This window comes from Streptococcus oralis subsp. oralis (assembly GCF_002096495.1).
GTDB classification, from domain to species: domain Bacteria; phylum Bacillota; class Bacilli; order Lactobacillales; family Streptococcaceae; genus Streptococcus; species Streptococcus oralis_CU.
Genome location: NZ_NCUO01000012.1, coordinates 31,327 through 56,698 on the forward strand (window position 1 = coordinate 31,327; position 25,372 = coordinate 56,698).

Consider the following 25,372-nt stretch of genomic DNA (forward strand, 5'->3'; position numbering starts at 1 on the left):
GATGTTTTTTGGGACAAACTTTTTATTTAAGGTATGTTATTTTTGGACGGCAATGCTTCCTGCATATATCATTATTTTATTAAAGAAATACGATGAGCTAAAATGTTTAAGTTTAAACTTTTTTAATAATTCATTTTATATAGAAGCAATTGTAGTATTTGGATTTATAATTTTTACTTTATTTTCTCTATACTATTTGCTATATAAGATAAATAAACTAAAAAGAAAGAAAACAGGACAGCTAGAAACAACAATAAACTTTAATATAGAAAAAGATAAAAATGGTACAGTGGTTAATTATGGAATTTATACTGTTAATCCAAATTTAATGGAATATCTATTGAGTATTGTAATAGCTTCGGGGATTACATCATTAGACTTATCTCAATCTTTATATGTTCAACTTTTTGTTTTTGTTAGTGTACAACTTTTATTATTGCTATATGTGTTAAATAGTAGTGATCCCATCCCTAATTTATTATTAGTACTATGTAGGAAAGATATTGTATCTGTTGAAGATAGATTCTTTATAATATGTGATAGAAGTATATTGAAACAAAGACTATATGGTTTGAAAATAATAATACCGTTTTCATCTACAGATGCCAGAAATAGATTATATGTGTTTAAAGAGGAAGGATGATTATTTGATATGCAAGAATTAAAAAATATATATTTGATTGCTTGGAAGTATCAAAAATTTTTTGATAGGAGTGATAAACCAATTGGTAGCATTTTATTGCCAGATCAAAGGGCAGAATTTTCTAAGATATGGGCAAATATGAAATTTGGAAATTTTGATACCTACGAAGAAGCAATGGAAGAATTAGGTGACTTTTCAGGAGGTATTATAAAACAAAGTGATCCGTATAAACAGATTTTAAATTCTAATCAAAATAGTTATTTCAAGGAAGAGTTTGAAATTCTTTCTGATATACGTCGAGCAACAACAATGACATCACAAAAAGCATCAAATATAACTAGTGAAGGTGATCACGAAGGCTTAAGTGGTTTTCGATTTTATGTACTAGAGTCTAGAGATGACAACGAGCAGACTACGGTGTACCATTTTGCTAGATTTATGCCGAAATATCATATATTGAAAAATAAAAGATTACTTCACACACAGTTAGAAACAGTAGATACAATCCATTCTAATGCTTCTTTTTCGTTAGATTCAGTAATTTTGATTGAGTCATCCGTATTTGCGTCTGCAATATACAGTGAGAATGGTTTGGAATCTAATATACAAGTTTTTGTTCACAAACCAGAAGAATATGAAAAAGCTTTTGTTCTAAAAAATTCATATTTTGAATACGCCAAAAAAACTTTTGAGAAATTTAGGTCTAGTGATATTACTGTTAAAAGGACAATTTCTAAACAGGGAATTTCTGTAAATTGGGATGACGAGAAATTTAGTCCAAGCGTTTTTTTCAATGAAAAAAATGTTAATATTGCTAAAAAATTTGCTAGAGATTCGGAAGATGATAAACAATATGATATTGATCGAATTATAGAAGCTAACAAAAAATTGGAGAATAATGTTCAGAAAGGCAACAAACCCTTAAAGGTTCACAGATCAAAAGAGGGTAAAGTTGTTGGATTATTAGTAGATGAATCTTCAGTAGCGACACTTGCAGCTATAATGGATGGGCAGATTTGGACTAATGAAATCCATCAGGAGACACAAACAAACATCTAAATAACTATTTCTATATCTTAGATTTTTAATAACTTTTAAAATTTTTAAGAAATTATTAGTGTAAATTTTAAAATTGAAATGAAAAGAGTTAATATTAGAAAGTGAGAAACTATGGCAAATTTGGGCTTGAAGGAGCGTTATGATTTCCAGCAGTGGATTATCAAAGACTTAAAAGAAAAAAATGGTTATAGCCAGCGGGATGCTGCTCAGTACAATCCTCGATTAGCCATGGATGAGGAACTCCTATGGGATTTTCTGATGGAGACTCAGGAAGAGACCATGGATTATCTCCTTAAAAAACTGAGCAAGGAGACGATTATCACTCTCGTCAATAAGGAAATCGTCAAGGGTGGTTTTTTGTTCGCCTTAAAAGAGGGAGTCTTTATTGAAAACAGGCAACTGCGCCTCCTCTATCGTAAACCAGCTACTAGTTTTAATGAAAAAGCTGTTCAGCAATATAAAGCCAATCGTTTGTCGGTAATTGAGGAAGTGGTTTATGAAGAGGGCGGCCGCATTGACCTTGTTATCTTTATCAATGGATTAGCGCTATTTGCCATCGAGCTCAAGTTTAATCCTAGTGGTCAGTCAGTTCAGGATGCCATTAAACAACTCAAAGGTCGCAATCCTAATAATCGTCTCTTCCGTTTTGAGCAGGGAGTCTTAGCTTCCTTTGCTGTAGATACTATGGAAATCTACATGACAACCCAGTTAAAGGGTCAAGAAACCTACTTCCTTCCCTTTAATATGGGGAAAGGGGAAGGTATTGATATGGGGAGTGGCAATCCTCACAACCCTAATGGTGTAGATACAGAGTACTTGTGGCTTGATGTATTGACCAAGGATAGTATTCTTCAGCTGATTGAAAGTTTTATCTTCTTTGAGCTTGATAAGAATGATGCTAAAAAGAGAACACTAATTTTTCCTAGGTACCATCAGCGTAGAGCTGTTAGTCGTCTCCTAGAAGACATGAAAGTCAACCATACTGATAGTAATTATCTGATTCAGCATTCGGCTGGTTCTGGTAAAACCAATACCATAGCATGGTTAGCTCATAGTCTGGTTTCACTTCATGATGACCAAAATAGAAATATCGTCGATACAGTTTTAATTGTCACAGACCGTATAGTAGTAGACCGTCAGTTACAAGATGCTGTTAGACAGATTGACCATAAGAACGGTGTTGTGAAGGTGATGGGTGATCGTGAGACATCTAGTGATTTAGCTGATGCCATTGCTGGGAACACAAAGATCATTGCAACGACTATCCATAAGTTTGCCCAAATCAACCAATCCAACTGGATGTCTGTAGGGAATACTGCGAAAAAGAAATTTGCCATCCTGATTGATGAAGCCCATAGTTCAACGACAGGCTCCTACATGAGTTCAGTTAGTCAGGTCTTGACTGAAACGGATACGGAGGATGGAACTATTGATGAGATTCAGGAAGTGACAGTTGCGGATGCCATTGAGCAGGAGATTGCGCGTACAGGAAAGCAAGACAATGTTTCAATCATTGCTTTTACGGCAACTCCTAAGGCAACTACCCTACAGTTGTTTGGTACAACACAGCCCGATGGCTCTAAAGCCCCTTTTGATGTCTACAGTATGAAGCAAGCTATAGAGGAAGGTTTTATCCTAGATGTCTTAGATAACTATACGACTTATAAAACCTACTACCAACTTAATAAAGTAGTAGAAGAAGATCCTGAACTAAAAACTACGCTTGCTAAGCGTAAGATTGCTAAATTCGTGGAATTATCTGATGAGAATATCAATCAAAAGGTTGAAATTATCATGGACCATTTTATCAGTCATGATATTATGGCAGAGTTGGGTGGTCAAGGAAAAGCCATGCTTGTGACATCTGGTCGTGAAGTGGCGGTCAAGTACCAGTTGGCTTTTGAAAAATACTTTAAAGATCACAGTATCACCAGCATTGGTACCTTGATTGCTTTTTCTGGTAAGGTTGATTATCTAGGGAGAGAGTTCTCGGAATCTCAAATGAATCAGTTTAAGGAAGAGCATTTAAAAGAACGTTTTGATACTGATGCTTATCAGGTGTTGATAGTTGCGAACAAGTATCAGACTGGTTTTGACCAACCTAAGTTGGTTGCCATGTATGTGGATAAAAAATTGCGTAGTGTGGCTGCGGTGCAAACGTTGTCGCGCCTGAATCGGATCTTTAGAGGCTATAACAAGAAAACATTTATCCTTGATTTTAAAAATACCTACGACGATATTCGCTCAGCCTTTGCTCCCTACTATCGAGAGACGATTTTAGCTGATACCATTGCTCCTAGTGATGTCTTAAAGTTGGATCGTAAAATTGATGAATATGGTATTCTGGACAGCGAAGAGGTTCAAGAGTTTAATCAATTTTTATATCAAGAAAAACGTTCAAGTAGAGAAAAACAAAAGATGGTCGCTTTGTTGAATAAAGGTTATGATAGAGTGAAACGCTTTGATGAAAAAGAACAATTGTCTATTCGAAAGGTTATTCGCGGTTTTCTTCGGATGTATACTTTCTTGATTCAGGCAACGGCTTATCAAAATGAGGTTTTACACGAACGATATAACTATCTTCAAAGTCTTGTTAAGATGATTGATGTTCGTTTAGGAGGAAATGATTTTACAATTGCAGATAAGATTGTCGTTGATTATATGAAACATAAGCAAACAGGTTCTTTCAGGGCAGTTTCTGAATTAGAATATCAGCCTGAATTAACTCTTCCTAAACCAAGTTTGAGCGATGTTACTGGAGATCAAGAAAAACATTTATCTGAAATCTTAGACGAAATGAACGAACAGTTAAATTTGAACATTGACCAGCAAGTTGGCTTAAGTGGAGCTGTTTCGATTCGTGAATTGATGAAAAAGAATCCAAGGCTTAAACAATCTGCGCGTGTTAATTCTAGGGATGATTTCGTATTTGCCTTTGAAGAAGAAATTGACAATGTCTTGATAGAAGGGTACTCTCAGAGTCAGGATTTGTATGGTGCTCTATTAAATAATGATTCGTTCAAGAAGAGAGTAGCAAATATATTTTTTGATGATGTGTATAAAAGTTTGAAGGGATCCGAAGAATTGTAGTCCTAAAATTCACACAAAACTCTTCAATTTGGGTTTGTGAAAATCGGTTTTTTATGATAGAATATTAAGGAATGTATGTCATTCGATAAACAAATTTAATGAGGTAAAAACATGGAAATCATGACACTTGCGATTGCTGTTTTTGCCGTCATCATTGGTTTAGTCATTGGATATGTCAGCATCTCAGCTAAGATGAAATCATCTCAAGAGGCTGCAGAGTTGATGCTTCTAAATGCTGAACAAGAAGCAACTAATTTACGAGGACAAGCTGAGCGCGAAGCGGATTTATTGCTAAATGAAGCCAAGAGCGAAAGCAAGTCTCTTAAAAAAGAAGCACTATTGGAGGCCAAAGAGGAAGCCAGAAAATACCGTGAAGAAGTGGACGCTGAATTTAAGTCAGAGCGTCAGGAACTCAAGCAAATCGAAAGTCGTTTGACGGAGAGAGCTACGAGCCTTGACCGCAAAGACGACAATTTGACGAACAAAGAAAAAACACTTGAACAAAAAGAACAAAGTATTTCTGATAGAGCAAAAAACCTTGATGCACGTGAAGAGCAATTAGAGGAAGTTGAAAGACAAAAAGAAGCTGAACTGGAACGTATCGGTTCCCTTTCCCAAACTGAGGCTCGAGATATTATCTTGGCTCAGACAGAGGAAAACTTGACTAAGGAAATTGCTAGTCGCATTCGTGAGGCTGAGCAAGAAGTCAAGGAACGGTCAGACAAGATCGCTAAAGATATCTTGGTTCAGGCTATGCAACGTATCGCTGGTGACTATGTAGCAGAGTCAACAAACTCGACAGTTCACCTACCAGACGATAGCATGAAAGGTCGCATTATCGGTCGTGAAGGGCGTAATATTCGTACCTTTGAAAGTTTGACAGGGGTCGATGTGATTATCGACGACACGCCAGAAGTGGTCACCTTGTCAGGATTTGATCCGATTCGACGTGAGATTGCTCGTATGACCATGGAAATGTTGCTCAAGGATGGCCGTATCCACCCAGCTCGTATCGAGGAGTTGGTGGAGAAAAACCGTCAGGAGATTGACAATAAAATCCGTGAATACGGTGAGGCTGCTGCCTATGAGATTGGTTCGCCAAACCTCCATCCAGACTTGATGAAGATCATGGGACGCTTGCAGTTCCGTACTTCATATGGACAAAATGTCTTGCGTCATTCGATTGAGGTTGCTAAGTTATCTGGTATCATCGCCAGTGAACTTGGTGAAAATGCAGCTCTTGCCCGTCGTGCTGGATTCCTTCACGACATCGGGAAAGCTATTGACCGCGAGGTTGAAGGTAGCCACGTTGAGATTGGTACAGAGTTGGCTCGTAAGTACAAGGAACACCCAGTTGTGGTGAATACTATTGCTAGCCACCACGGTGATGTCGAAGCTGAAAGCGTCATTGCAGTGATTGTTGCTGCAGCAGATGCCTTGAGTGCAGCGCGTCCAGGTGCTCGTAGTGAATCTCTTGAAAGCTATATCAAGCGTCTCCATGACTTGGAAGAAATCGCCAATGGCTTTGAAGGGGTGCAAAATAGCTTTGCCCTTCAAGCAGGACGTGAAATCCGTATCATGGTTAATCCAGGACAAATCAAAGACGACAAAGTCACAATCTTGGCTCACAAAGTTCGTGAGAAAATTGAAAACAATCTCGATTACCCAGGAAACATCAAGGTAACCGTGATCCGCGAACTTCGTGCAGTAGATTATGCTAAATAAATAAGAAAGAGCAGTTGAAATATTACTGCTTTTTTGTTACACTAGATAGAAAGACTGTAGAAGGATAACTGACGTGATCATCAGTATCCGAGAGAAATTTCACTTTATTTCACAGACTAACTAAAGGAGACATAATGGCAGACCGAGGCTTGCTAATCGTTTTTTCTGGTCCTTCAGGAGTTGGGAAAGGAACGGTTAGAAGAGAGATTTTTGAGAGTTCTGAGAATCAATTTCAATACTCTGTATCGATGACGACGCGTGCGCAACGTCCTGGTGAAGTGGATGGAGTGGACTATTTCTTCCGTACTCGTGAAGAGTTTGAAGAGCTGATCCGTCAAGGTCAGATGTTGGAATATGCAGAATATGTCGGTAACTATTATGGAACTCCTCTGACCTATGTCAATGAAACTCTGGACAAGGGAATCGATGTCTTTCTTGAGATTGAAGTGCAAGGAGCTCTTCAGGTTAAGAAAAAGGTTCCAGATGCCGTCTTTATCTTTCTAACGCCACCAGATTTGGATGAATTGCAAGACCGCTTGGTAGGTCGTGGAACAGATAGCGCTGAAGTGATTGCCCAACGAATCGAAAAAGCCAAGGAAGAAATTGCCCTCATGCGTGAGTATGATTATGCCATTGTCAACGATCAGGTGCCCCTCGCTGCTGAACGTGTCAAGCGTGTGATCGAAGCAGAACACTTCCGTGTGGACCGTGTCATTGGTCACTACCAGGAGATGTTGCCAAAATCTCCAACTACTCGATAAACTATAGGAAACAGGTACAAGCAAATGATGTTAAAACCCTCTATCGATACCTTGCTAGACAAGGTACCATCAAAATATTCACTCGTAATCTTGGAAGCAAAACGTGCCCACGAACTAGAAGCAGGCGCGCCAGCAACTCAAGAGTTTAAGTCTGAAAAATCAACTCTTCGCGCTTTGGAAGAAATCGAGTCAGGAAATGTAACCATTCACCCAGATCCAGAAGGAAAACGTGAAGCGGTTCGTCTCCGTATCGAAGAAGAAAAACGTCGCAAAGAAGAGGAAGAAAAGAAAATCAAAGAGCAAATTGCTAAAGAAAAAGAAGATGGTGAAAAAATTTAAGGTTGGGGGGACTCAATCTTATTTTTTCTATTGCAAGAATGTACTGACAAGAAGGAGGTGAGAAGATGGCTATTGCAAAGATAATCGTGGATGTTCCCCTAATGCAGACGGACCAGCCATACAGTTACAAGGTCCCTGAGGAATTTGTAGAGATGCTGGAAGTCGGTATGCGGGTTCATGTCCCCTTCGGCAAGGGTAATCGTTTGATACAAGGGATTGTGCTTGGCCTGGAGTCCCAGTCGGATGAAGAGATGGAAGGTCAGGACTTGAAGGAGATTGCAGAGGTGCTAGACTTTTCTCCCGTCTTGACTCAAGAGCAACTCTGGCTGGCTGAGGAGTTACGCAAGTCTGTCTTTTCTTATAAAATCTCCATTCTAAAAGCCATGTTGCCGGGATTTTTAAACTCCAGTTATGATAAGATTCTTTATCCTTTAGAAGGTCTCAGTCAGGCAGACCGAGAGCGTTTGTTTGGTTCAGAAGATTCGCTAGCCTTTTCTTCTCTAGACCTTGCCAAACAGGCAGAAATGATGCGCTTGTCCAGAAAAGGTCTGCTCCGCTTAGAGTATCAGGCTGTCGATCAAAAGAAGGTCAAGACCCAGTCTTGGTATGAGGTTGATGCTACTCAGCTAGAGAAGATTGAGATTTCTGCGCGTGCTAAGAAAAAGGCAGAGCTGAGAGACTATTTGCTGTCTCATCCTGAGAGTGCTCCTCTGGCTAGTTTGTTAGAGTCCTACTCACGCGAGCAAGTCAACTTCTTTGTGGAGCAAGGAGCTTTAACTCTAGTCCAAAAGGAAGTGCAACGTTCAGCTGCTTATTTTGAAGGCATTGAAGCAAGTAGACCTTTGGAGCTGAACCCAGAGCAAAGACAAGCTCGCGATGCGGTTGTCAGTGCTATTGGTAGTCAACAGCCTCCATTCCTCCTTCAAGGGATTACAGGAAGTGGGAAAACGGAGGTTTACTTGCAGATTATCCAAGGAGCCTTGGATAAGGGTAAGACGGCTATTTTGCTGGTGCCTGAGATTTCTCTGACGCCACAAATGACGGAGCGTTTTATTGCTCGATTTGGTGAGAAAGTAGCCATTCTTCACTCAGGCCTGTCCAATGGTGAAAAGTACGACGAATGGCGCAAGGTTGAGCGTGGCGATGCCCAAGTTGTTGTTGGCGCTCGATCAGCTATCTTTGCTCCTTTGAAAAATCTAGGTGTTATAATTATCGACGAAGAGCATGAAGCTAGCTACAAACAAGACAGCAATCCCCGTTATCATGCTAGAGAGGTCGCCATTCTACGGGCCCAGTACAATCAAGCAGCCCTGGTCCTTGGTTCGGCGACACCGAGCTTAGAAAGCCGTGCGCGAGCTGGAAAAGGTGTCTATCAACACTTACGTCTGACACAACGAGCTAATCCTTTAGCCACTATTCCTGAGGTTCAAGTGATTGACTTTCGGGACTATATCGGGCAGAATGAGACGTCAAACTTTACGCCCCCTTTGCTAGAAGCCATCCAAGACCGCTTGGATAAAAAAGAGCAGGTAGTCCTCATGCTCAACCGTCGGGGCTATTCTAGCTTTGTTATGTGTCGGGAGTGTGGGACGGTGGATACTTGTCCCAACTGTGACATTTCTCTGACTCTCCACATGGATACTAAGACTATGAATTGTCATTATTGTGGTTTTTCTAAGGAAATCCCTCATGTCTGTCCCAACTGTCAGAGTCGCAGTATTCGTTACTATGGGACAGGGACTCAAAAGGCTTATGATGAGCTAGCAGAACTCTTTCCTCAGGCTCGCATTCTACGGATGGATGTGGATACGACCCGTAAGAAAGGCAGTCACCAAGCTCTTCTTGACCAGTTTGGCCGAGGGGAAGCAGATATCTTGCTGGGAACTCAGATGATTGCCAAGGGCTTGGATTTTCCCAATGTGACCCTAGTCGGAGTACTTAATGCGGACACGGCCCTAAACTTGCCTGATTTCCGTTCCTCTGAGAGAACCTTCCAACTCTTAACTCAGGTGGCAGGCCGTGCAGGTCGAGCGGAAAAGGCTGGGCAGGTCTTGATCCAGTCATACAATCCTGAGCACTATGCCATTCGATTTGCCAAAGACCAAGACTACGAAGGCTTTTACGCTTATGAAATGAGTATCAGACGCCAACTTGGCTACCCACCTTATTATTTCACCATTGGGATTACCCTCTCTCACAAGAAAGAAGAAGAGGTTGTCAAACGTGCCTATGAAGTCATGGGAATTTTACGTTCAGGTTTATCGGAAACTAGTAAAATCCTTGGACCGACGCCTAAACCCATCGCCCGTACCCACAACCTTTATCATTACCAGATTTTAATTAAATACCGTTTAGAAGATGAGCTGGGACCGACTCTCAACCAGGTTTTGGCCTTGACTCAAGAACGGGAAAATAGCGAGCTCCGTCTCAGTATTGACCACGAACCGCAGCAATTTTTATAAGAAGGAGAAGAAATGACAAAACTAATCTTTATGGGGACACCCGACTTTTCAGCGACAGTCTTAAAAGGACTTTTGACAGACGACCGTTATGAAATTCTAGCAGTTGTGACCCAGCCAGACCGCGCTGTCGGCCGTAAAAAAGTGATCCAAGAAACCCCAGTCAAGCAGGCTGCCAAAGAAGCAGGTCTTCCCATTTACCAGCCTGAAAAATTATCTGGAAGTCCTGAGATGGGAGCCATTATGAAGCTAGGGGCGGATGGGGTTGTGACCGCTGCTTTTGGGCAGTTCCTCCCAAGTAAACTTCTTGATAGCATGAACTTTGCGGTCAACGTTCACGCCTCACTTCTTCCCAAACACCGTGGTGGTGCGCCTATCCATTATGCCTTGATTCAAGGGGATGAGGAAGCTGGTGTGACCATTATGGAAATGGTTAAGGAAATGGATGCAGGAGATATGATTTCTCGTCGTAGCATTCCTATCACAGATGAGGATAATGTTGGAACCTTGTTTGAGAAATTAGCGATTGTTGGTCGTGACTTGCTCTTGGACACCCTTCCTGGTTATATTGCTGGGGAGATCAAACCTGTGCCTCAAGATCCTAGTCAGGTCACTTTCTCGCCAAATATCAAGCCAGAAGAAGAGAAACTCGATTGGACTAAAACCAATCGTCAACTCTTCAACCAAATACGTGGCATGAATCCATGGCCTGTTGCCCATACTTTTCTCAAAGGCGACCGCTTTAAAATCTATGAAGCCCTACCAGTAGAAGGTCAGGGAGTTCCAGGGGAGATCCTCTCAATCGGCAAGAAGGAATTGATCGTCGCTACGGCAGAAGGTGCTCTGTCTCTTAAGCAAGTGCAGCCAGCTGGTAAACCTAAGATGGATATCGCTTCCTTCCTCAACGGAGTGGGACGGACATTGACTGTAGGAGAACGATTTGGTGACTAAAGTAGAAACGGCTAGAAGTCTAGCTCTAGCAGTGCTAGAGGATGTTTTGGTTAACCAAGCATACTCCAATATTGCCTTAAACAAACACCTCAAGGGGAGTCAACTCTCAGCAGCAGACAAGGGCTTGGTGACAGAGATTGTCTACGGTACGGTAGCCCGAAAACTGACTCTGGAATGGTACCTATCCCACTTTATCGAAGACCGGGATAAGCTTGATAACTGGCTCTATATCCTGCTCCTTCTGAGCGCCTACCAACTTCGGTATCTGGATAAGATTCCTAATCACGCTGTAGTCAATGAAGCGGTAGAACTAGCCAAAGCCCGTAAAAAAGGCAGTGAAAAATTAGTCAACGCCGTCCTTCGTCGTATCTTGCGAGAAGGCTGGCCAGATGTTGACAGCATCAAACGCAAAAACAAACGTGATTCCATTGCCTATTCTCTCCCAGTTTGGCTCGTGTCTAAACTCAAGGAAGAATACGGTGAAGAGCGAGCACAAGCCATCTTTGAAAGTCTCTTGGTACGCAACAAGGCTAGCATCCGGGTGACCAACTTGAGCCGAAAAGAGGAAATCAAAGCTTTGTTAGAGGCGACTGATTCCCCTTTGGCGGCCACTGGTCTGGTCAAGGAGCAGGGGCATTTTGCAGGCCATGATTTGTTTGCAGAGGGAGCTATTACCATCCAAGACGAGTCTAGTCAACTGGTTGCTCCCACTCTTGATTTACAAGGAGATGAGCAGGTTCTAGATGCCTGTGCCGCTCCGGGTGGGAAAACAGCCCATATGGCTTCGTATCTCAGGACAGGTCAGGTTACTGCTCTGGACTTGTATGACCATAAGTTGGACTTGATCCAAGAAAATGCGGAGCGTTTAGGAGTAGCAGATCAAGTGCAAACGCAAAAATTGGATGCCAGAAAAGTGCATGAGTTTTTCGGTCGGGACTCTTTTGATAAGATTTTAGTAGATGCTCCCTGTTCTGGAATTGGACTTTTACGTCGTAAACCAGACATCAAATACAATAAAGAAACAGCAGATTTCACATCCTTACAGGAAATTCAGCTGGAAATATTAGGTAGTGTTTGTCAAACGCTACGTAAAGGTGGTATAATAACTTATAGTACCTGTACTATTGTCTCTGAGGAGAACTTTCAAGTCGTTGAGGCGTTTTTAGAAAGTCATCCCGAGTTCGAGCAGGTTAAACTAGAACACGAATGTAAAGATATCCTGAAAGATGGCTGCATCCTGATCACTCCTGAATTGTATGGAAGTGATGGATTTTTTATCAGCCAATTTCGCAAGATATCAGAATAGGAAGGAACTGACACAATGGAAATAGCATTATTAACAGATGTTGGTCAGAAACGGACAAATAATCAGGACTATGTCAATCACTTTGTCAACCGAGCAGGACGCACTATGATCATCTTGGCTGACGGGATGGGAGGGCACCGTGCAGGAAATATCGCTAGTGAGATGGCCGTAACAGACCTTGGTGTGGCTTGGGTGGATACCCAAATTGACTCAGTCAATGAAGTTCGTGAGTGGTTTGCCCACTACCTGGAGATTGAAAATCAAAAAATTCATCAACTAGGTCAGGACGAAGCCTACAGAGGTATGGGAACAACGCTAGAAGCTGTTGCGTTTATTGACAACCAAGCCATCTATGCTCACATTGGAGATTCTCGTATCGGTTTGATTCGTGGAGAAGAATACCACCAGTTGACGAGTGACCATTCTTTGGTCAATGAATTGCTCAAGGCTGGTCAATTGACTCCAGAAGAAGCAGAAACTCACCCTCAAAAGAATATCATTACCCAGTCTATCGGACAAAAGGATGAAATCCAGCCAGATTTTGGGATGATTACATTGGAGTCAGGAGATTATCTCTTGCTCAATAGTGATGGTTTGACCAATATGATTTCGGCAAGCGAGATTTATGATATCGTAACCAGCGATATTTCCCTAGCAGACAAGGCGGCAACCCTCATTCGCTTCGCTAACAATGCAGGAGGTTTAGACAACATTACGGTTGCCCTTGTTTACATGAACGAGGAGGCAGCAGAATGATCCAAATCGGCAAGATTTTTGCCGGGCGGTATCGGATTGTCAAGCAGATTGGTCGAGGAGGCATGGCAGATGTTTACTTGGCCAAGGATTTGATCCTAGACGGGGAAGAAGTGGCAGTGAAGGTCCTGAGGACCAACTACCAGACAGACCCGATTGCTGTAGCACGTTTCCAGCGTGAAGCGAGAGCTATGGCAGATCTGGACCATCCTCATATCGTTCGGATAACAGATATTGGTGAGGAAGATGGCCAACAGTACCTAGCTATGGAGTACGTAGCAGGGCTTGACCTCAAGCGTTATATCAAAGAACACTATCCTCTTTCAAATGAAGAAGCAGTTCGGATCATGGGGCAAATCCTCTTGGCCATGCGCTTAGCCCATACTCGAGGAATTGTTCACCGGGATTTGAAACCTCAAAATATCCTCTTGACACCTGACGGCACAGCTAAGGTCACGGACTTTGGGATTGCCGTAGCCTTTGCGGAGACCAGTCTGACCCAGACAAACTCAATGTTAGGCTCTGTTCATTATTTGTCACCTGAGCAAGCGCGTGGTTCTAAAGCGACCTTCCAGAGTGATATCTATGCAATGGGGATTATCTTCTATGAGATGCTGACGGGACATATCCCTTATGATGGGGATAGTGCGGTTACGATTGCCCTACAGCATTTCCAGAAGCCACTTCCGTCCGTCATAGCTGAAAATCCATCTGTCCCTCAGGCTTTAGAAAATGTTGTCATTAAGGCAACTGCTAAGAAGTTGTCAGATCGTTATCAGTCTGTTTCAGAAATGTATGTGGACTTGTCAACTAGCTTGTCTTATAATCGTCGGAATGAACCGAAACTGGTCTTTGACGATGCGAGTAAGGCAGACACTAAGACTTTACCTAAAGTTCCACAAAGTACACTGACGTCTATTCCTAAAGCGCCTGCGCAGGAAGAGCGTCCTCAGCCAAAGAAAGCTACTCAACCAGTCACTGAGCCAGCACCTGCACCAAAGCCAGCTAAAAAACGGAAGTTTAAAGCTCGCTATATGATTCTTTTAGCTAGTCTTCTATTGGTTGTAGCCTCTTTAATCTGGATTTTGTCAAGAACACCTGCAACGATTCCTATTCCTGACGTGGCCGGACAAACCGTTGCAGAGGCCAAAGAAGCACTCAAAAAATCCAAGTTTGAAGCTGGCGAAGAGAAATCGGAGGCTAGTGATACAGTAGCGGAAGGACGCGTTATTCGAACCGATCCTGAAGCAGGCAGCGGCCGAAAAGAAGGGACCAAGGTCAATTTGATTGTTTCTTCTGGTAAGCAATCCTTCCAATTGAGCAATTACGTCGGACGCAAGTATACAGAAGTTGTAGCTGAACTCAAGGAGAAAAAGGTACCAGAAAATCTAATTCAGATGGAAGAGGAAGAATCCAGCGAAAGCGAACCAGGAACTATCCTCAGACAAACCCCCGCTTCGGGTTCGACTTATGACCTTTCAAAAGCCACCACGATTACCTTAACAGTTGCCAAGAAGGTGACCAGTGTCAGCATGCCTAGCTACATCGGCTCAAGTCTCGAATTTACTAAGAATAATCTGACTCAGATTGTCGGAGTAAAAGAGGCTAATATTGAGGTTATTGAAGTATCGACTGCTTCTGAAGGAACAGCAGAGGGTACGGTTGTAGATCAAACACCAAAAGCTGGTGAAAAGGTTGATCTTGCTAGCACACGTATCAAGATTTCGATTTACAAACCGAAAACACCACCGTCAACTTCATCCTCTAACCCTGCTCAACGAGGGAACCAGGGTTCTACAACAACACCAAATCAAGGGAACCAGCAAGGAAATCAACAAGGGAATAATCCTCCAACGAATCAACCAAACAATGAAGGAAACCGCGAAAGTTCTCGAGATTAAACGAATCTTTGTCATGATTTCATGACAAAGATTTTTTTTCACAAGATTTTGTGATAAAATATAGGAAGTAGAAAAAAGGAGGAGAAAATGGACGAATCGAGAGAGTTGAATGCCGTCATTGATGTGATTATGCTAGCAGGAACCATTCTCCTGAAAAGTGGCTCAGAGATTCATCGGGTTGAGGATACTATGATCCGTATTGCCCATTCGCAGGGAATAATGGATTGCAATGTTCTTGCCATGCCCGCAGCTATTTTCTTTTCTATTGAAAATACCAATATTTCTCGGATGAAACGGGTGACCTCATCCTCTTATAACATTGAAAAAGTCTGTGATGTCAACCAAGTATCACGGGAGCTTGTGGGCGGGCAGATTGATCTCTCGACAGCCTTTAAAAAGCTCAAAGAAATTGGTAATCAAGCCCTTCCTTATACAAAGTTCCAAGTGACTGTAGCAGCGACCCTCAGTGCCCCTTTCTTCTCGATTATGTTTGGGGGCAATGTTTATGACGCTTTTGGTGCAGCTATTGCAACTTTATTTGGATTTGCCTTCTCTCTCTATGTCGAGAAGTTTGTCCGCATTCCTTTTGTAACGGCCTTTGCAGGTGCCTTTGTTTTCGGCTTGATCGCCCAGTTCTGGGCCCGCTATACAGGCTTTCCTTCGACAGCAGACCTGATTATAGCAGGAGCGGTCATGCCCTTTGTTCCAGGGATTGCTCTGACAAATGCGGTACGGGATATCATGACCAACCATATCAACTCTGGTATGAGCAAGATGTTTGAATCCCTGCTCATTACCCTCGCTTTAGGGGCCGGTACCTCCGTCGCCCTAGTTTTGATGACATAAGATGACTCTAACAAGTATTTTACTCCAAGCAGTAGCGAGTTTACTCGCCATCATCACCTTTCTAATCGTACTGAATGTTCAACGCTCCATGCTCCTACCTGGTGGTATTTTGGGAATGGGCGTTTGGCTCCTCTATCTCGTGCTCAAAGAACCAACCAATGTTATTATTGCGACCTTTATCGCAGCAGTAATTGGCTCTTGCATCAGTCAGATTTTAAGTATTGTCTATAAGACACCAGCGGTGGTCTTTGTCTTGGCCATTCTTGCCCCCTTGGTGCCGGGTTATTTATCCTATCGAACGACAGCTTTCTTTGTGACAGGCGATTACAGCCATGCTATTGCCAGCGCGACTTTGGTGGTTATGTTAGCTCTTGTTATTTCTATTGGAATGGCAAGTGGAACGGTGATTTTAAAGCTTTATTACTACATCCGAAAACAACGAGGAATCTCTTCCTAATACAATCAAAGCAAAGACTTGATTTGTTGAATCAAGTCTTTTTTCTCTCTTTTGTCCCTATTTGTGATAAAATAGAATGAAACGATTTTTTACAATGAATGAAAAAACAGAGGTAAATATGACAATCGGTATTGATAAGATTGGTTTTGCGACCAGTCAATATGTCTTGAAATTACAAGACTTAGCAGAAGCGAGGGGAGTTGACCCCGAAAAATTTAGCAAGGGACTCTTGTTAAATGAAATTAGTATTGCGCCACTGACTGAGGACATTGTTACCTTGGCAGCTAGTGCAAGCAACTCTATTTTATCAGACAAAGAAAAAGAAGAAATCGATATGGTCATCGTGGCGACCGAGTCAGGGATTGACCAGAGTAAGGCAGCGGCAGTCTTTGTTCATGGCTTGTTAGGCATTCAGCCTTTCGCCCGTAGCTTTGAAATCAAAGAAGCCTGCTATGGAGCGACAGCTGCCCTTCATTATGCTAAATTGCATGTGGAAAATTCTCCAGAGTCTAAGGTTTTGGTCATTGCCAGTGATATTGCCAAGTATGGTGTGGGAACTCCAGGTGAACCAACTCAGGGTGCTGGAAGTGTGGCGATGCTAATCACTCAAAATCCACGCATCATGGCCTTTAACAATGATAATGTTGCCCAAACGAGAGACATCATGGATTTCTGGCGTCCGAACTACTCAAGCACTCCTTATGTAAACGGCATGTACTCGACCCAACAGTATCTTGATTGCCTGACAACGACTTGGGATGAATATAAGAAACGCTATGACTGGACTATGGATGACTTTGCGGCTATCTGCTTCCACTTGCCTTATCCTAAGTTGGCCCTAAAAGGCTTGCGCAAGATGATGGACAAGAACTTATCTCAAGAGAAAAAGGATAGTCTGCAAGAAAACTTTGACAAGTCCATTCTCTACAGTCAGATGATTGGAAATATCTACACAGGTTCTCTCTTCCTCGGCCTCCTTTCTCTTTTGGAAAATGCAGAGACTTTGAAGGCTGGAGATAAAATTGCCCTCTACAGTTACGGAAGTGGAGCGGTTTCAGAGTTCTTTAGTGGAGAGCTGGTAGAAGGTTATGAAACTTATCTTGATAAGGATCGCTTGAGTAAACTTAAACAACGTACAACATTGTCTGTTGCAAACTATGAAAAAGTCTTCTTCGAAGAGGTGCAGTTGGATGAGTCTGGTTCAGCCCAATTTGCAGGTTATGAACATCAAGACTATGCCTTGGTTGAAATTGTCGACCACCAACGCCGTTATAGCAAGGTTGAAAAATAATGAAGATAAGTTGGAATGGATTTTCTAAAAAATCATACCATGAGCGCCTTGAGTTGTTACAAGCTCAGGCGCTCCTTAGTCCTGAAAGGCAAACGAGTCTGGAGCAGGATGAACAAGTCAGCTTGGCGGTTGCAGATCAGCTGAGTGAGAATGTGGTGGGAACTTTTTCTCTGCCTTATTCGATCATTCCAGAACTTTTGGTGAATGGTCAGGACTACACAGTTCCTTATGTGACAGAAGAGCCCTCAGTGGTTGCTGCGGCCAGCTATGCCAGCAAAATCATCAAGCGAGCAGGTGGCTTTACTGCTCAAGTACATGAGCGCCAGATGATCGGTCAGGTGGCCCTTTATCAAGTTGCTGATCCTGAACAAGCGCAAGAGAAGATTGCCAGCAAGAAAGCCGAACTCTTGGAACTTGCCAATCAAGCCTATCCTTCTATCGTCAAACGTGGTGGTGGGGCGCGTGATTTGCATGTAGAGCAGATCAAAGGTGAAACAGACTTTCTCGTTGTTTATCTTCATGTCGATACCCAGGAAGCCATGGGGGCCAATATGCTCAATACCATGCTAGAAGCCTTGAAGCCAGTCTTAGAAGAACTCAGTCAGGGACAGAGCCTCATGGGGATTCTGTCCAACTACGCGACCGATTCTCTGGTGACAGCAAGCTGTCGTATCGCCTTTCGCTACTTGAGCCGACAAAAGGATGAAGCCAGAGAAATAGCAGAGAAAATAGCTTTGGCTAGCCAGTTTGCGCAGGCAGATCCTTACCGAGCAGCTACTCACAATAAAGGGATTTTTAATGGTATCGATGCCATTTTAATCGCCACGGGTAATGACTGGCGTGCTATCGAAGCTGGGGCCCATGCCTTTGCCAGTCGAGACGGGCGCTATCAAGGTCTCAGTCGATGGAGTCTAGATAGGGACACAGAAGAATTGGTCGGTGAGATGACCTTACCCGTGCCGGTAGCGACCAAGGGTGGCTCTATCGGTCTCAACCCACGTGTAGCTCTCAGTCATGAACTACTAGGAAATCCTTCTGCCAAGGAATTAGCTCAGATTATCGTTTCTATCGGTCTCGCCCAAAACTTTGCGGCCCTCAAAGCCTTGGTGAGTACGGGCATCCAGCAAGGTCACATGAAGTTACAGGCCAAATCCTTAGCTCTCCTAGCAGGTGCTAGTGAGTCTGAAGTTACTCCCCTCGTTGAGCACCTCATCGCAGATAAAACCTTTAACTTAGAGACAGCCCAGCGCTATCTCGAAAACTTAAGATCATAAAAAACTCAGACGAATTCGTCTGAGTTTTTTGTACTTAAATACTTTTTCCAGGTAATAGGGTGACTGGTAAGAAGTAACCAGTTGTCGCGACTTCCTTGCCTTCGATCTTCTGCAAGAGAAGATCAACAGTGAGTTGGGCAATCTCTTCCAAGGGTTGCTTGATGGTCGCCAGTTGAGGGTAGTAGTTTTCGATAAAGTAAGTCCCATCATAGCCGATGACTTTGAGCTCTTCAGGAACAGAGATTCCCAGTTCCTGAGCTATTTTGATAACCAAGATGGCTGTCAGATCATCTGAAGCAAAGATAGCATCTGGTTTCTGATGAGTCAAGATATTCTTGATTTCCATTTCCTTTCTGACGGGAGAAAAGTCACTCGAAACATTGATAATAGGCGCTTTTGGGAGTACAGAGGCAAAACCAGCATGACGCAGTCCAGTAGGCGAATTGGAATTGTCATTCCCTGTAATCATGATAATAGACTGGGCACCTGTCTTGACCAAGGTTTGGGCAGCGAGAACCCCGCCACCGTAGTTGTCAGAGGAGACAACAGGAATGTCTGGAGACAAGTTTCGGTCAAAGGAAATGATTGGCGCTGTTACACGATTGTAGTCTTCAATTCCCAAGTTATGACTACCAGAAATGATACCGTCGACCTGATTGGCCTCTAGCATTTCGATGTACTCCCGTTCCTTCTTAGAGTCGTGCTCGCTGTTACAGATGATGGTCTTGTATCCATTTTTAAAGAGTTGGTGTTCCAACTTATCAATCAATTCTGCATAGAAAACATTGGAAATATTTGGGAAAATTAAGCCAATCAACTTAGCTGATTTTCCTTGGAGGCTACGAGCTAAATTGTTGGGCTTATAGCCCAATTCTCTCATGGCTTCATTGACCTTGAGAATGGTTTTTTCAGACAGATAACCTTTTTTATTGATAACCCGAGAAACGGTAGTAGGGCTGACACCAGCAAGTTTTGCGACATCAGTTAGTTTTGCGACCATAATCTATTTCATAGTAGGTTCCGGTTGGGTTTCCAGATTTGATCAGGATACCATTTTGATCGGCATTCGGAAAGACGCGACCAGAAAATACTTTTTCTCCTTTATTGATAAAAATTTCAAAAACAGAATTGTCGATGAAGATGTTAGCAGTAGTAGTTTGCTTGTCGATTGGGCAAGAACGAGTGCTTCCAAATTCTTGGGCGTACTGCTCACCAGCCTGGCTACGATCCACTGTCACTTGACCATTTACAAGGTCAAAGTTGATTGAAAGTCCCTTGCCTTCTTTGTCGGCAAGTAAGACAATCTCGCTCTGGCTATTGGCTTCCAAGTTGAGCTCGAGTTCATAGCTGTTATTGGTTTGAGCACGATTTGAAAAGGGTTCTTCAGAGACACGAAGGTCCTTGATAGCTGCGACAGGGTATTGGTAGAGTTTGCCATCTTTGATAGTGAGTTCCTTGACCAATGAGAAAGTTCCTTGGTGGTCAAAACGATCAGATGGGTAGGCTACATCTGGTAGTCCAAGCCAACTAACTGCTAGAGAGCGTCCGTCTGGAGCGTTGAAGGCTTGCGTTGCATAAGCTTCGAAACCATAGTCTAGATTTTGCAATGGAGAGACATCTACCATTTTAGCATTTTCAGGATCAAAAGAAGCCCCGATTTTGTACATGTTTGGATAGATATTATCATAGTCTAGAACACTCTTATCCAATCCTTGCGGGCAGTAGAGAAGTACAGGTTGTTCACCGATAAAGACCAGATTTGGACATTCCATCATATAGGCAGTACGGTCGTTGGCAAAGTCTAGGTCACCAACTGCTTGCCAGTTGGTGTAATCATTATCTATAGCTTTGTAGAGACGAACAAAGCCTTTTTTCTCCAAGTCCTGTCCACCCACGATAGCATAATATTGCCCCTTAAAGTTGAAAATTTGTGGGTCGCGGAAGTGGTCGGTAGAGTCTGCTGGCTGGTCAATCAAGACCTTGTCAATCTTCGAGATCTTGCCATCTTTTCCCAAAAGAGCACCAACCTGGTAAGGGTGACGAATCCAGTTTTCATCACGGACATTTCCAGTATAGAATAGGAACAACTGATCGCCAAACTGCATGGCAGATCCAGAGTAGGCCCCGTGGCTATCTAATGGAGTATCAGGCAAAACTTTGACTCCAGTTTCTGTAAAGTGCACTAAATCATCACTTTCAAGCTGCACCCAAGATTTCAAACCATGAGCTGCACCAAAGGGGAAGTTTTGGTAAAAGAGAATCCATTTACCATCAAAATAGGAAAAGCCATTTGGGTCATTGAGAAGCCCCATTTTAGGCTCGACATGGTAATGAGTATGCCATGGAGATTGTGCCATCTTTTCCTTGATTTGCTTGATTTCATCATTAGACCAGTCTTCATAGCGTCTATAACGGCGCTCAGTTGTCCATTCCATTTTATCTTTCCTCCTAAAGTTCTACTACCTTAATAGTAAACGTTTTCGACCAAAAAAGCAAGTCTTTTATGTTAAAAAATAGCAAAAAATGTCAAACGGTTGCCATAAATCAAGTAAAGGAAATCTAACAAATTTTCACGAAAAAATGAAAGAAAATGTAAATAAAAACCTTTATTCCTCAAGTTTAAAGATATTTTTTTGAGGAAAAAGAGAATTTCCCTCAAAAACGAGCAAAAATAATCAGAGGAAAAAGAAAGGGAATAAAAATTTCTGCAAAACGCTTGACATATTTTAGAAACATGATAAAATAATAGTCGTAGGGCGGATAAAATCGCTTTCAAACACTTTACAAAATTTTATATAAGGAGATTTTTGCAAATGAACAATCAGGATATTGCAAAAAAGGTCATCGAAGCCCTTGGCGGACGTGAGAATGTCAACAGTGTAGCCCACTGTGCGACTCGCCTCCGTGTGATGGTTAAAGATGAAGCGAAAATTAACAAAGATGCTATCGAGAACTTGGAAAAAGTTCAAGGTGCTTTCTTTAACTCAGGTCAATACCAAATCATCTTTGGTACTGGTACAGTAAACAAGATGTACGATGAAGTCGTAGCTCTTGGGTTGCCAACATCTTCTAAAGAAGACATGAAAGCAGAAGCTGCAAAACAAGGAAATTGGTTCCAACGTGCCATCCGTACTTTCGGTGACGTCTTCGTTCCAATCATTCCAGTTATCGTAGCAACTGGTCTCTTCATGGGTGTTCGTGGTCTCTTGACTGCTCTTGGAATGACACTTCCAGAAGATGTGACAACTTATACTCAGATCTTGACAGACACTGCCTTTATTATCTTGCCAGGTTTGGTTGTTTGGTCAACTTTCCGTGTATTCGGTGGTAACCCAGCTGTTGGTATCGTTCTTGGTATGATGCTCGTTTCTGATTCACTTCCAAATGCCTGGGCTGTTGCGTCTGGTGGTGAAGTAACTGCAATGCAGTTCTTCGGATTTATCCCAGTTGTAGGTTTGCAAGGTTCAGTTCTTCCAGCCTTCATCATCGGGGTTGTCGGAGCTAAGTTTGAAAAAGCAGTTCGTAAGGTTGTTCCAGATGTACTTGACCTCTTGGTAACACCGTTTGTAACACTCCTTGTAATGTCAATCCTTGGATTGTTTGTTATCGGACCAGTCTTTCACGTTGTTGAAAACTACATTCTCATTGGAACAAAAGCTATTCTTAACTTGCCATTCGGACTTGGTGGTTTCTTGATTGGTGGAGTTCACCAATTAATCGTCGTATCAGGTGTTCACCACATCTTCAACTTGCTTGAAGTTCAATTGCTTGCTGCTGACCACGCTAACCCATTCAACGCTATCATTACTGCAGCTATGACTGCTCAAGGTGCTGCAACTGTTGCCGTTGGTGTGAAAACTAAAAATCCTAAACTTAAAACTCTTGCTTTCCCAGCTGCTCTTTCTGCCTTCCTAGGTATTACTGAGCCTGCTATCTTCGGGGTTAACTTGCGTTTCCGTAAGCCTTTCTTCCTTTCATTGATTGCTGGTGCAGTCGGTGGTGGACTTGCTTCAATCCTTGGACTTGCTGGTACTGGTAATGGTATCACAGTCATCCCTGGTACAATGCTTTACATTGGGAATGGACAACTTCTACAATACCTTCTTATGGTAGCTGTATCCTTTGCACTTGGTTTTGCTCTTACTTACATGTTTGGTTACGAAGATGAAGTAGAAGAGGTTGCAGGAGCAATTTCTGAAGCTGAAACAGATCGTTTGACTGAAGAAGCAGTAACTGGTACTGTGATTTCACCAAGCGAAGGTGTTATCCAAACACCAATCGTTGGTGATGTCGTTGCTCTTTCAAATGTGAATGATCCAGTCTTCTCAAGTGGAGCTATGGGACAAGGTATTGCTGTAAAACCGAGTGAAGATGTTGTTTACGCACCAGCTGATGCTGAAGTGACAATTGTCTTCCCAACAGGACATGCTTATGGCCTAAGAACAGCTAACGGAGCTGAAATCTTGATCCACGTCGGTATCGATACGGTGACAATGAACGGTGAAGGCTTTGAACAAAAGGTTGCTCAAGGCGACAAGGTCAAAGCTGGTGACATTCTCGGAACCTTTGACTCAAACAAAATCGCTGCCGCAGGTCTTGACGACACAACAATGGTTATCGTAACCAACACTGCAGATTACGCTTCTGTAACACCAGTCGCAAGTGGTTCAGTTGTCAAGGGCGACGCGATCATCGAAGTGAAAGCCTAATCCTCTTCAAGAATCAAATCTAAAAACAAAACGAACAAATGACATGTTTGTTCGTTTTTGCTTGAATGGTAAGATTTACAGAGGAAAATCTAAAATATAGAGAAATCTAGACTTTCAAAATATGCTATAATAAAGAAAATAAAAACAAGAGGTTTATCATGACAAAATTATACGGAAGCTTAGAAGCAGGCGGTACAAAGTTTGTCTGTGCTGTCGGTGATGAAAACTTTAACATTGTAGAAAAAACACAATTTCCTACAACAACTCCTATCGAGACCATCGATAAAACCATTGAGTTCTTCTCAAAATTCGATAACCTTGCTGGTCTTGCTGTCGGATCATTTGGTCCAATCGATATCGACAAAAACTCCAAAACCTATGGCTTTATCACAACGACTCCAAAACCTCACTGGGCAAATGTCGACTTGCTTGGTGCCCTTCGTCGTGCTCTTAATGTACCCATGTATTTCACCACAGACGTAAACAGCTCTGCCTACGGTGAAGTAGTTGCCCGCAACAATGCTGGCGGCCGTATCGAGAACTTGGTCTACTACACAATCGGTACAGGGATCGGTGCAGGTGTTATCCAACGTGGTGAGTTTATCGGTGGTGTCGGTCACCCTGAAATGGGGCATTACTATGTAGCTAAACATCCAATGGATATTGAAAAAGAATTCAACGGTGTTTGTCCATTCCACAAGGGCTGTTTGGAAGGCTTTGCGGCTGGACCAAGTTTGGAGGCTCGTACAGGTATTCGTGGTGAAAACATCGAACTCAACAACTCTGTTTGGGACGTCCAAGCCTACTATATCGCTCAAGCTGCTGTCAACGCGACAGTGACTTTCCGACCAGATGTCATCGTCTTTGGTGGTGGCGTGATGGCACAGCAACACATGCTGGACCGTGTACGTGAGAAATTCACAGCTCTTCTCAATGGCTATCTACCAGTACCAGACGTGCGTGACTACATTGTCACTCCAGCAGTCGCAGGCAATGGCTCCGCTACACTTGGAAACTTTGTCCTTGCTAAGAGTGTCGCAAAATAAAACAAACAGAAAATCCGCTTTGGCAACCAAACGGATTTTTCTATTCTCAAAACATCTGCCAGAAGAAATCAATAATATAGGTCAAACCATAAGTATAAACCACTAGAGTAAAGGGCTTGGTCAGAATGATGATAATCATATAGCGCTTGAAGGTCATCTTGGTGAGGGCAGCCAGCATGCAGAGAAAGTCAGCTGGACTGACAGGCCAGATCATCATAAAGATAAAGAACCGCTCGAAACGATTGCCCTTATCTAGCCAACCGATATACTTGTCATAGGTGCGCTTGCTGACGACGGACTGGACAAAGGCAGCTCCATAGAGACGGACGAGGTAAAAGATAATGGCACAGCCAATCACGATTCCGATATAGTTATAGATGGTTCCGATGATGTGGCCGTAAATAAAGACCCCAGCCACTGAGGTCAAAGCTCCCGGAATGATTGGAACAACGGTTTGTAGGATCTGTAAAAAGATAAAGAGTGGTGGTCCCCAAACCCCAGCTTGCTGGATAAAGGCCGATAGGGTTTCCTTGGATTGTAAAACACCCGCCTGATAGGCCCAAATACAGAAAATCAAGGTGCCGACTCCCCCAACGATAGATGAAATATTGATGACTTGCTGTAGAAGGGGAGAAACAGCTTTCATTTGCTTATCCTGTGACATGTAAACTCCTCATAGATAGTATGATTCTACTATACCATATTTTATGGAGAAAAACTATCTGGATTATCTGACTGGTGAAATAAGTGTGGTAAAATGAG

Annotated in this window: 20 protein-coding genes; 17 read left to right on the forward strand and 3 right to left on the reverse strand. The window is 42.6% G+C overall.

Annotation, left to right across the window (positions count from 1 at the left end; translation table 11 throughout):
• Position 1 precedes the first annotated feature (1 nt).
• The 15 genes from B7717_RS05645 (at position 2) to B7717_RS05715 (ending at position 18,855) form a co-directional block, all read left to right on the forward strand.
• The gene (locus B7717_RS05645) at positions 2 to 643 is read left to right on the forward strand and encodes a hypothetical protein (RefSeq protein WP_049501131.1); all 642 of its coding nucleotides are present in this window, start codon (positions 2 to 4) and stop codon (positions 641 to 643) included.
• Between the two features lie 9 nt (positions 644 to 652).
• A complete protein-coding gene (locus tag B7717_RS05650; RefSeq protein ID WP_049501132.1) occupies positions 653 to 1,702 on the forward strand; it encodes a hypothetical protein in 1,050 nt (349 codons plus the stop codon).
• A gap of 111 nt (positions 1,703 to 1,813) precedes the next feature.
• Positions 1,814 to 4,792, forward strand: coding sequence for a type I restriction endonuclease subunit R (locus B7717_RS05655; RefSeq protein ID WP_084944361.1), 2,979 nt, complete (start codon positions 1,814 to 1,816; stop codon positions 4,790 to 4,792).
• 111 nt (positions 4,793 to 4,903) lie between these two features.
• Positions 4,904 to 6,517, forward strand: a complete 1,614-nt coding sequence (locus B7717_RS05660) for a ribonuclease Y (protein ID WP_084944362.1) — start codon at positions 4,904 to 4,906, stop codon at positions 6,515 to 6,517.
• Positions 6,518 to 6,651: 134 nt separating this feature from the next.
• Positions 6,652 to 7,278, forward strand: coding sequence for a guanylate kinase (gmk, locus tag B7717_RS05665; RefSeq protein WP_000775041.1), 627 nt, complete (start codon positions 6,652 to 6,654; stop codon positions 7,276 to 7,278).
• A 24-nt stretch (positions 7,279 to 7,302) separates the two neighbouring features.
• Complete coding sequence (gene rpoZ, locus B7717_RS05670; protein ID WP_002874282.1) at positions 7,303 to 7,617, forward strand: DNA-directed RNA polymerase subunit omega; 315 nt, start codon at positions 7,303 to 7,305, stop codon at positions 7,615 to 7,617.
• A 65-nt stretch (positions 7,618 to 7,682) separates the two neighbouring features.
• Positions 7,683 to 10,079 carry a primosomal protein N' gene (locus tag B7717_RS05675; RefSeq protein WP_084944363.1) on the forward strand — a complete coding sequence of 799 codons (2,397 nt, stop codon included), beginning with the start codon at positions 7,683 to 7,685 and terminating at the stop codon, positions 10,077 to 10,079.
• 12 nt (positions 10,080 to 10,091) lie between these two features.
• Positions 10,092 to 11,027: a methionyl-tRNA formyltransferase gene (gene fmt, locus B7717_RS05680; RefSeq protein WP_084944364.1), complete on the forward strand. Its 936-nt coding sequence runs from the start codon at positions 10,092 to 10,094 to the stop codon at positions 11,025 to 11,027.
• A complete protein-coding gene (gene rsmB, locus B7717_RS05685) occupies positions 11,020 to 12,333 on the forward strand; it encodes a 16S rRNA (cytosine(967)-C(5))-methyltransferase RsmB (protein WP_162287138.1) in 1,314 nt (437 codons plus the stop codon). The genes fmt and rsmB overlap by 8 nt, the downstream gene beginning before the upstream one ends.
• Before the next feature lie 15 nt (positions 12,334 to 12,348).
• Positions 12,349 to 13,089 carry a Stp1/IreP family PP2C-type Ser/Thr phosphatase gene (locus tag B7717_RS05690; RefSeq protein ID WP_000401527.1) on the forward strand — a complete coding sequence of 247 codons (741 nt, stop codon included), beginning with the start codon at positions 12,349 to 12,351 and terminating at the stop codon, positions 13,087 to 13,089.
• Positions 13,086 to 14,987 (forward strand): Stk1 family PASTA domain-containing Ser/Thr kinase, encoded by a 1,902-nt coding sequence (gene pknB / locus B7717_RS05695; RefSeq protein ID WP_084881459.1) that lies wholly within the window; start codon positions 13,086 to 13,088, stop codon positions 14,985 to 14,987. The genes B7717_RS05690 and pknB overlap by 4 nt, the downstream gene beginning before the upstream one ends.
• An 87-nt stretch (positions 14,988 to 15,074) precedes the next feature.
• Positions 15,075 to 15,833 (forward strand): threonine/serine exporter family protein, encoded by a 759-nt coding sequence (locus B7717_RS05700; protein WP_000344542.1) that lies wholly within the window; start codon positions 15,075 to 15,077, stop codon positions 15,831 to 15,833.
• Between the two features lies 1 nt (position 15,834).
• Positions 15,835 to 16,290, forward strand: a complete 456-nt coding sequence (locus B7717_RS05705) for a threonine/serine exporter family protein (RefSeq protein WP_000176902.1) — start codon at positions 15,835 to 15,837, stop codon at positions 16,288 to 16,290.
• 118 nt (positions 16,291 to 16,408) lie between these two features.
• On the forward strand, positions 16,409 to 17,581 hold the full coding sequence (locus B7717_RS05710) for a hydroxymethylglutaryl-CoA synthase (RefSeq protein ID WP_008292874.1): 1,173 nt from the start codon (positions 16,409 to 16,411) through the stop codon (positions 17,579 to 17,581).
• Entirely contained in the window at positions 17,581 to 18,855 is a 1,275-nt protein-coding gene (locus tag B7717_RS05715) for a hydroxymethylglutaryl-CoA reductase, degradative (protein WP_084881458.1), read from the forward strand. Before B7717_RS05710 ends, B7717_RS05715 begins: the two co-directional genes overlap by 1 nt.
• A 34-nt stretch (positions 18,856 to 18,889) precedes the next feature.
• Here B7717_RS05715 and B7717_RS05720 read toward each other — a convergent pair whose 3' ends face one another.
• Both B7717_RS05720 and B7717_RS05725 read right to left on the reverse strand, forming a co-directional pair.
• Positions 18,890 to 19,855, reverse strand: a complete 966-nt coding sequence (locus B7717_RS05720) for a LacI family DNA-binding transcriptional regulator (protein WP_000225979.1) — start codon at positions 19,853 to 19,855, stop codon at positions 18,890 to 18,892.
• On the reverse strand, positions 19,836 to 21,290 hold the full coding sequence (locus B7717_RS05725; protein ID WP_084881457.1) for a sucrose-6-phosphate hydrolase: 1,455 nt from the start codon (positions 21,288 to 21,290) through the stop codon (positions 19,836 to 19,838). Before B7717_RS05725 ends, B7717_RS05720 begins: the two co-directional genes overlap by 20 nt.
• Before the next feature lie 378 nt (positions 21,291 to 21,668).
• On the opposite strand from B7717_RS05725, the gene B7717_RS05735 reads away from it, so the two are divergent.
• Entirely contained in the window at positions 21,669 to 23,564 is a 1,896-nt protein-coding gene (locus B7717_RS05735; RefSeq protein ID WP_001064504.1) for a sucrose-specific PTS transporter subunit IIBC, read from the forward strand.
• 158 nt (positions 23,565 to 23,722) lie between these two features.
• Entirely contained in the window at positions 23,723 to 24,610 is an 888-nt protein-coding gene (gene scrK, locus B7717_RS05740) for a fructokinase ScrK (RefSeq protein WP_000164281.1), read from the forward strand.
• 46 nt (positions 24,611 to 24,656) lie between these two features.
• Here the strand turns inward: scrK and B7717_RS05745 are convergent, their stop codons facing one another.
• A complete protein-coding gene (locus B7717_RS05745) occupies positions 24,657 to 25,274 on the reverse strand; it encodes a TVP38/TMEM64 family protein (protein ID WP_000076176.1) in 618 nt (205 codons plus the stop codon).
• Positions 25,275 to 25,372 lie beyond the last annotated feature (98 nt).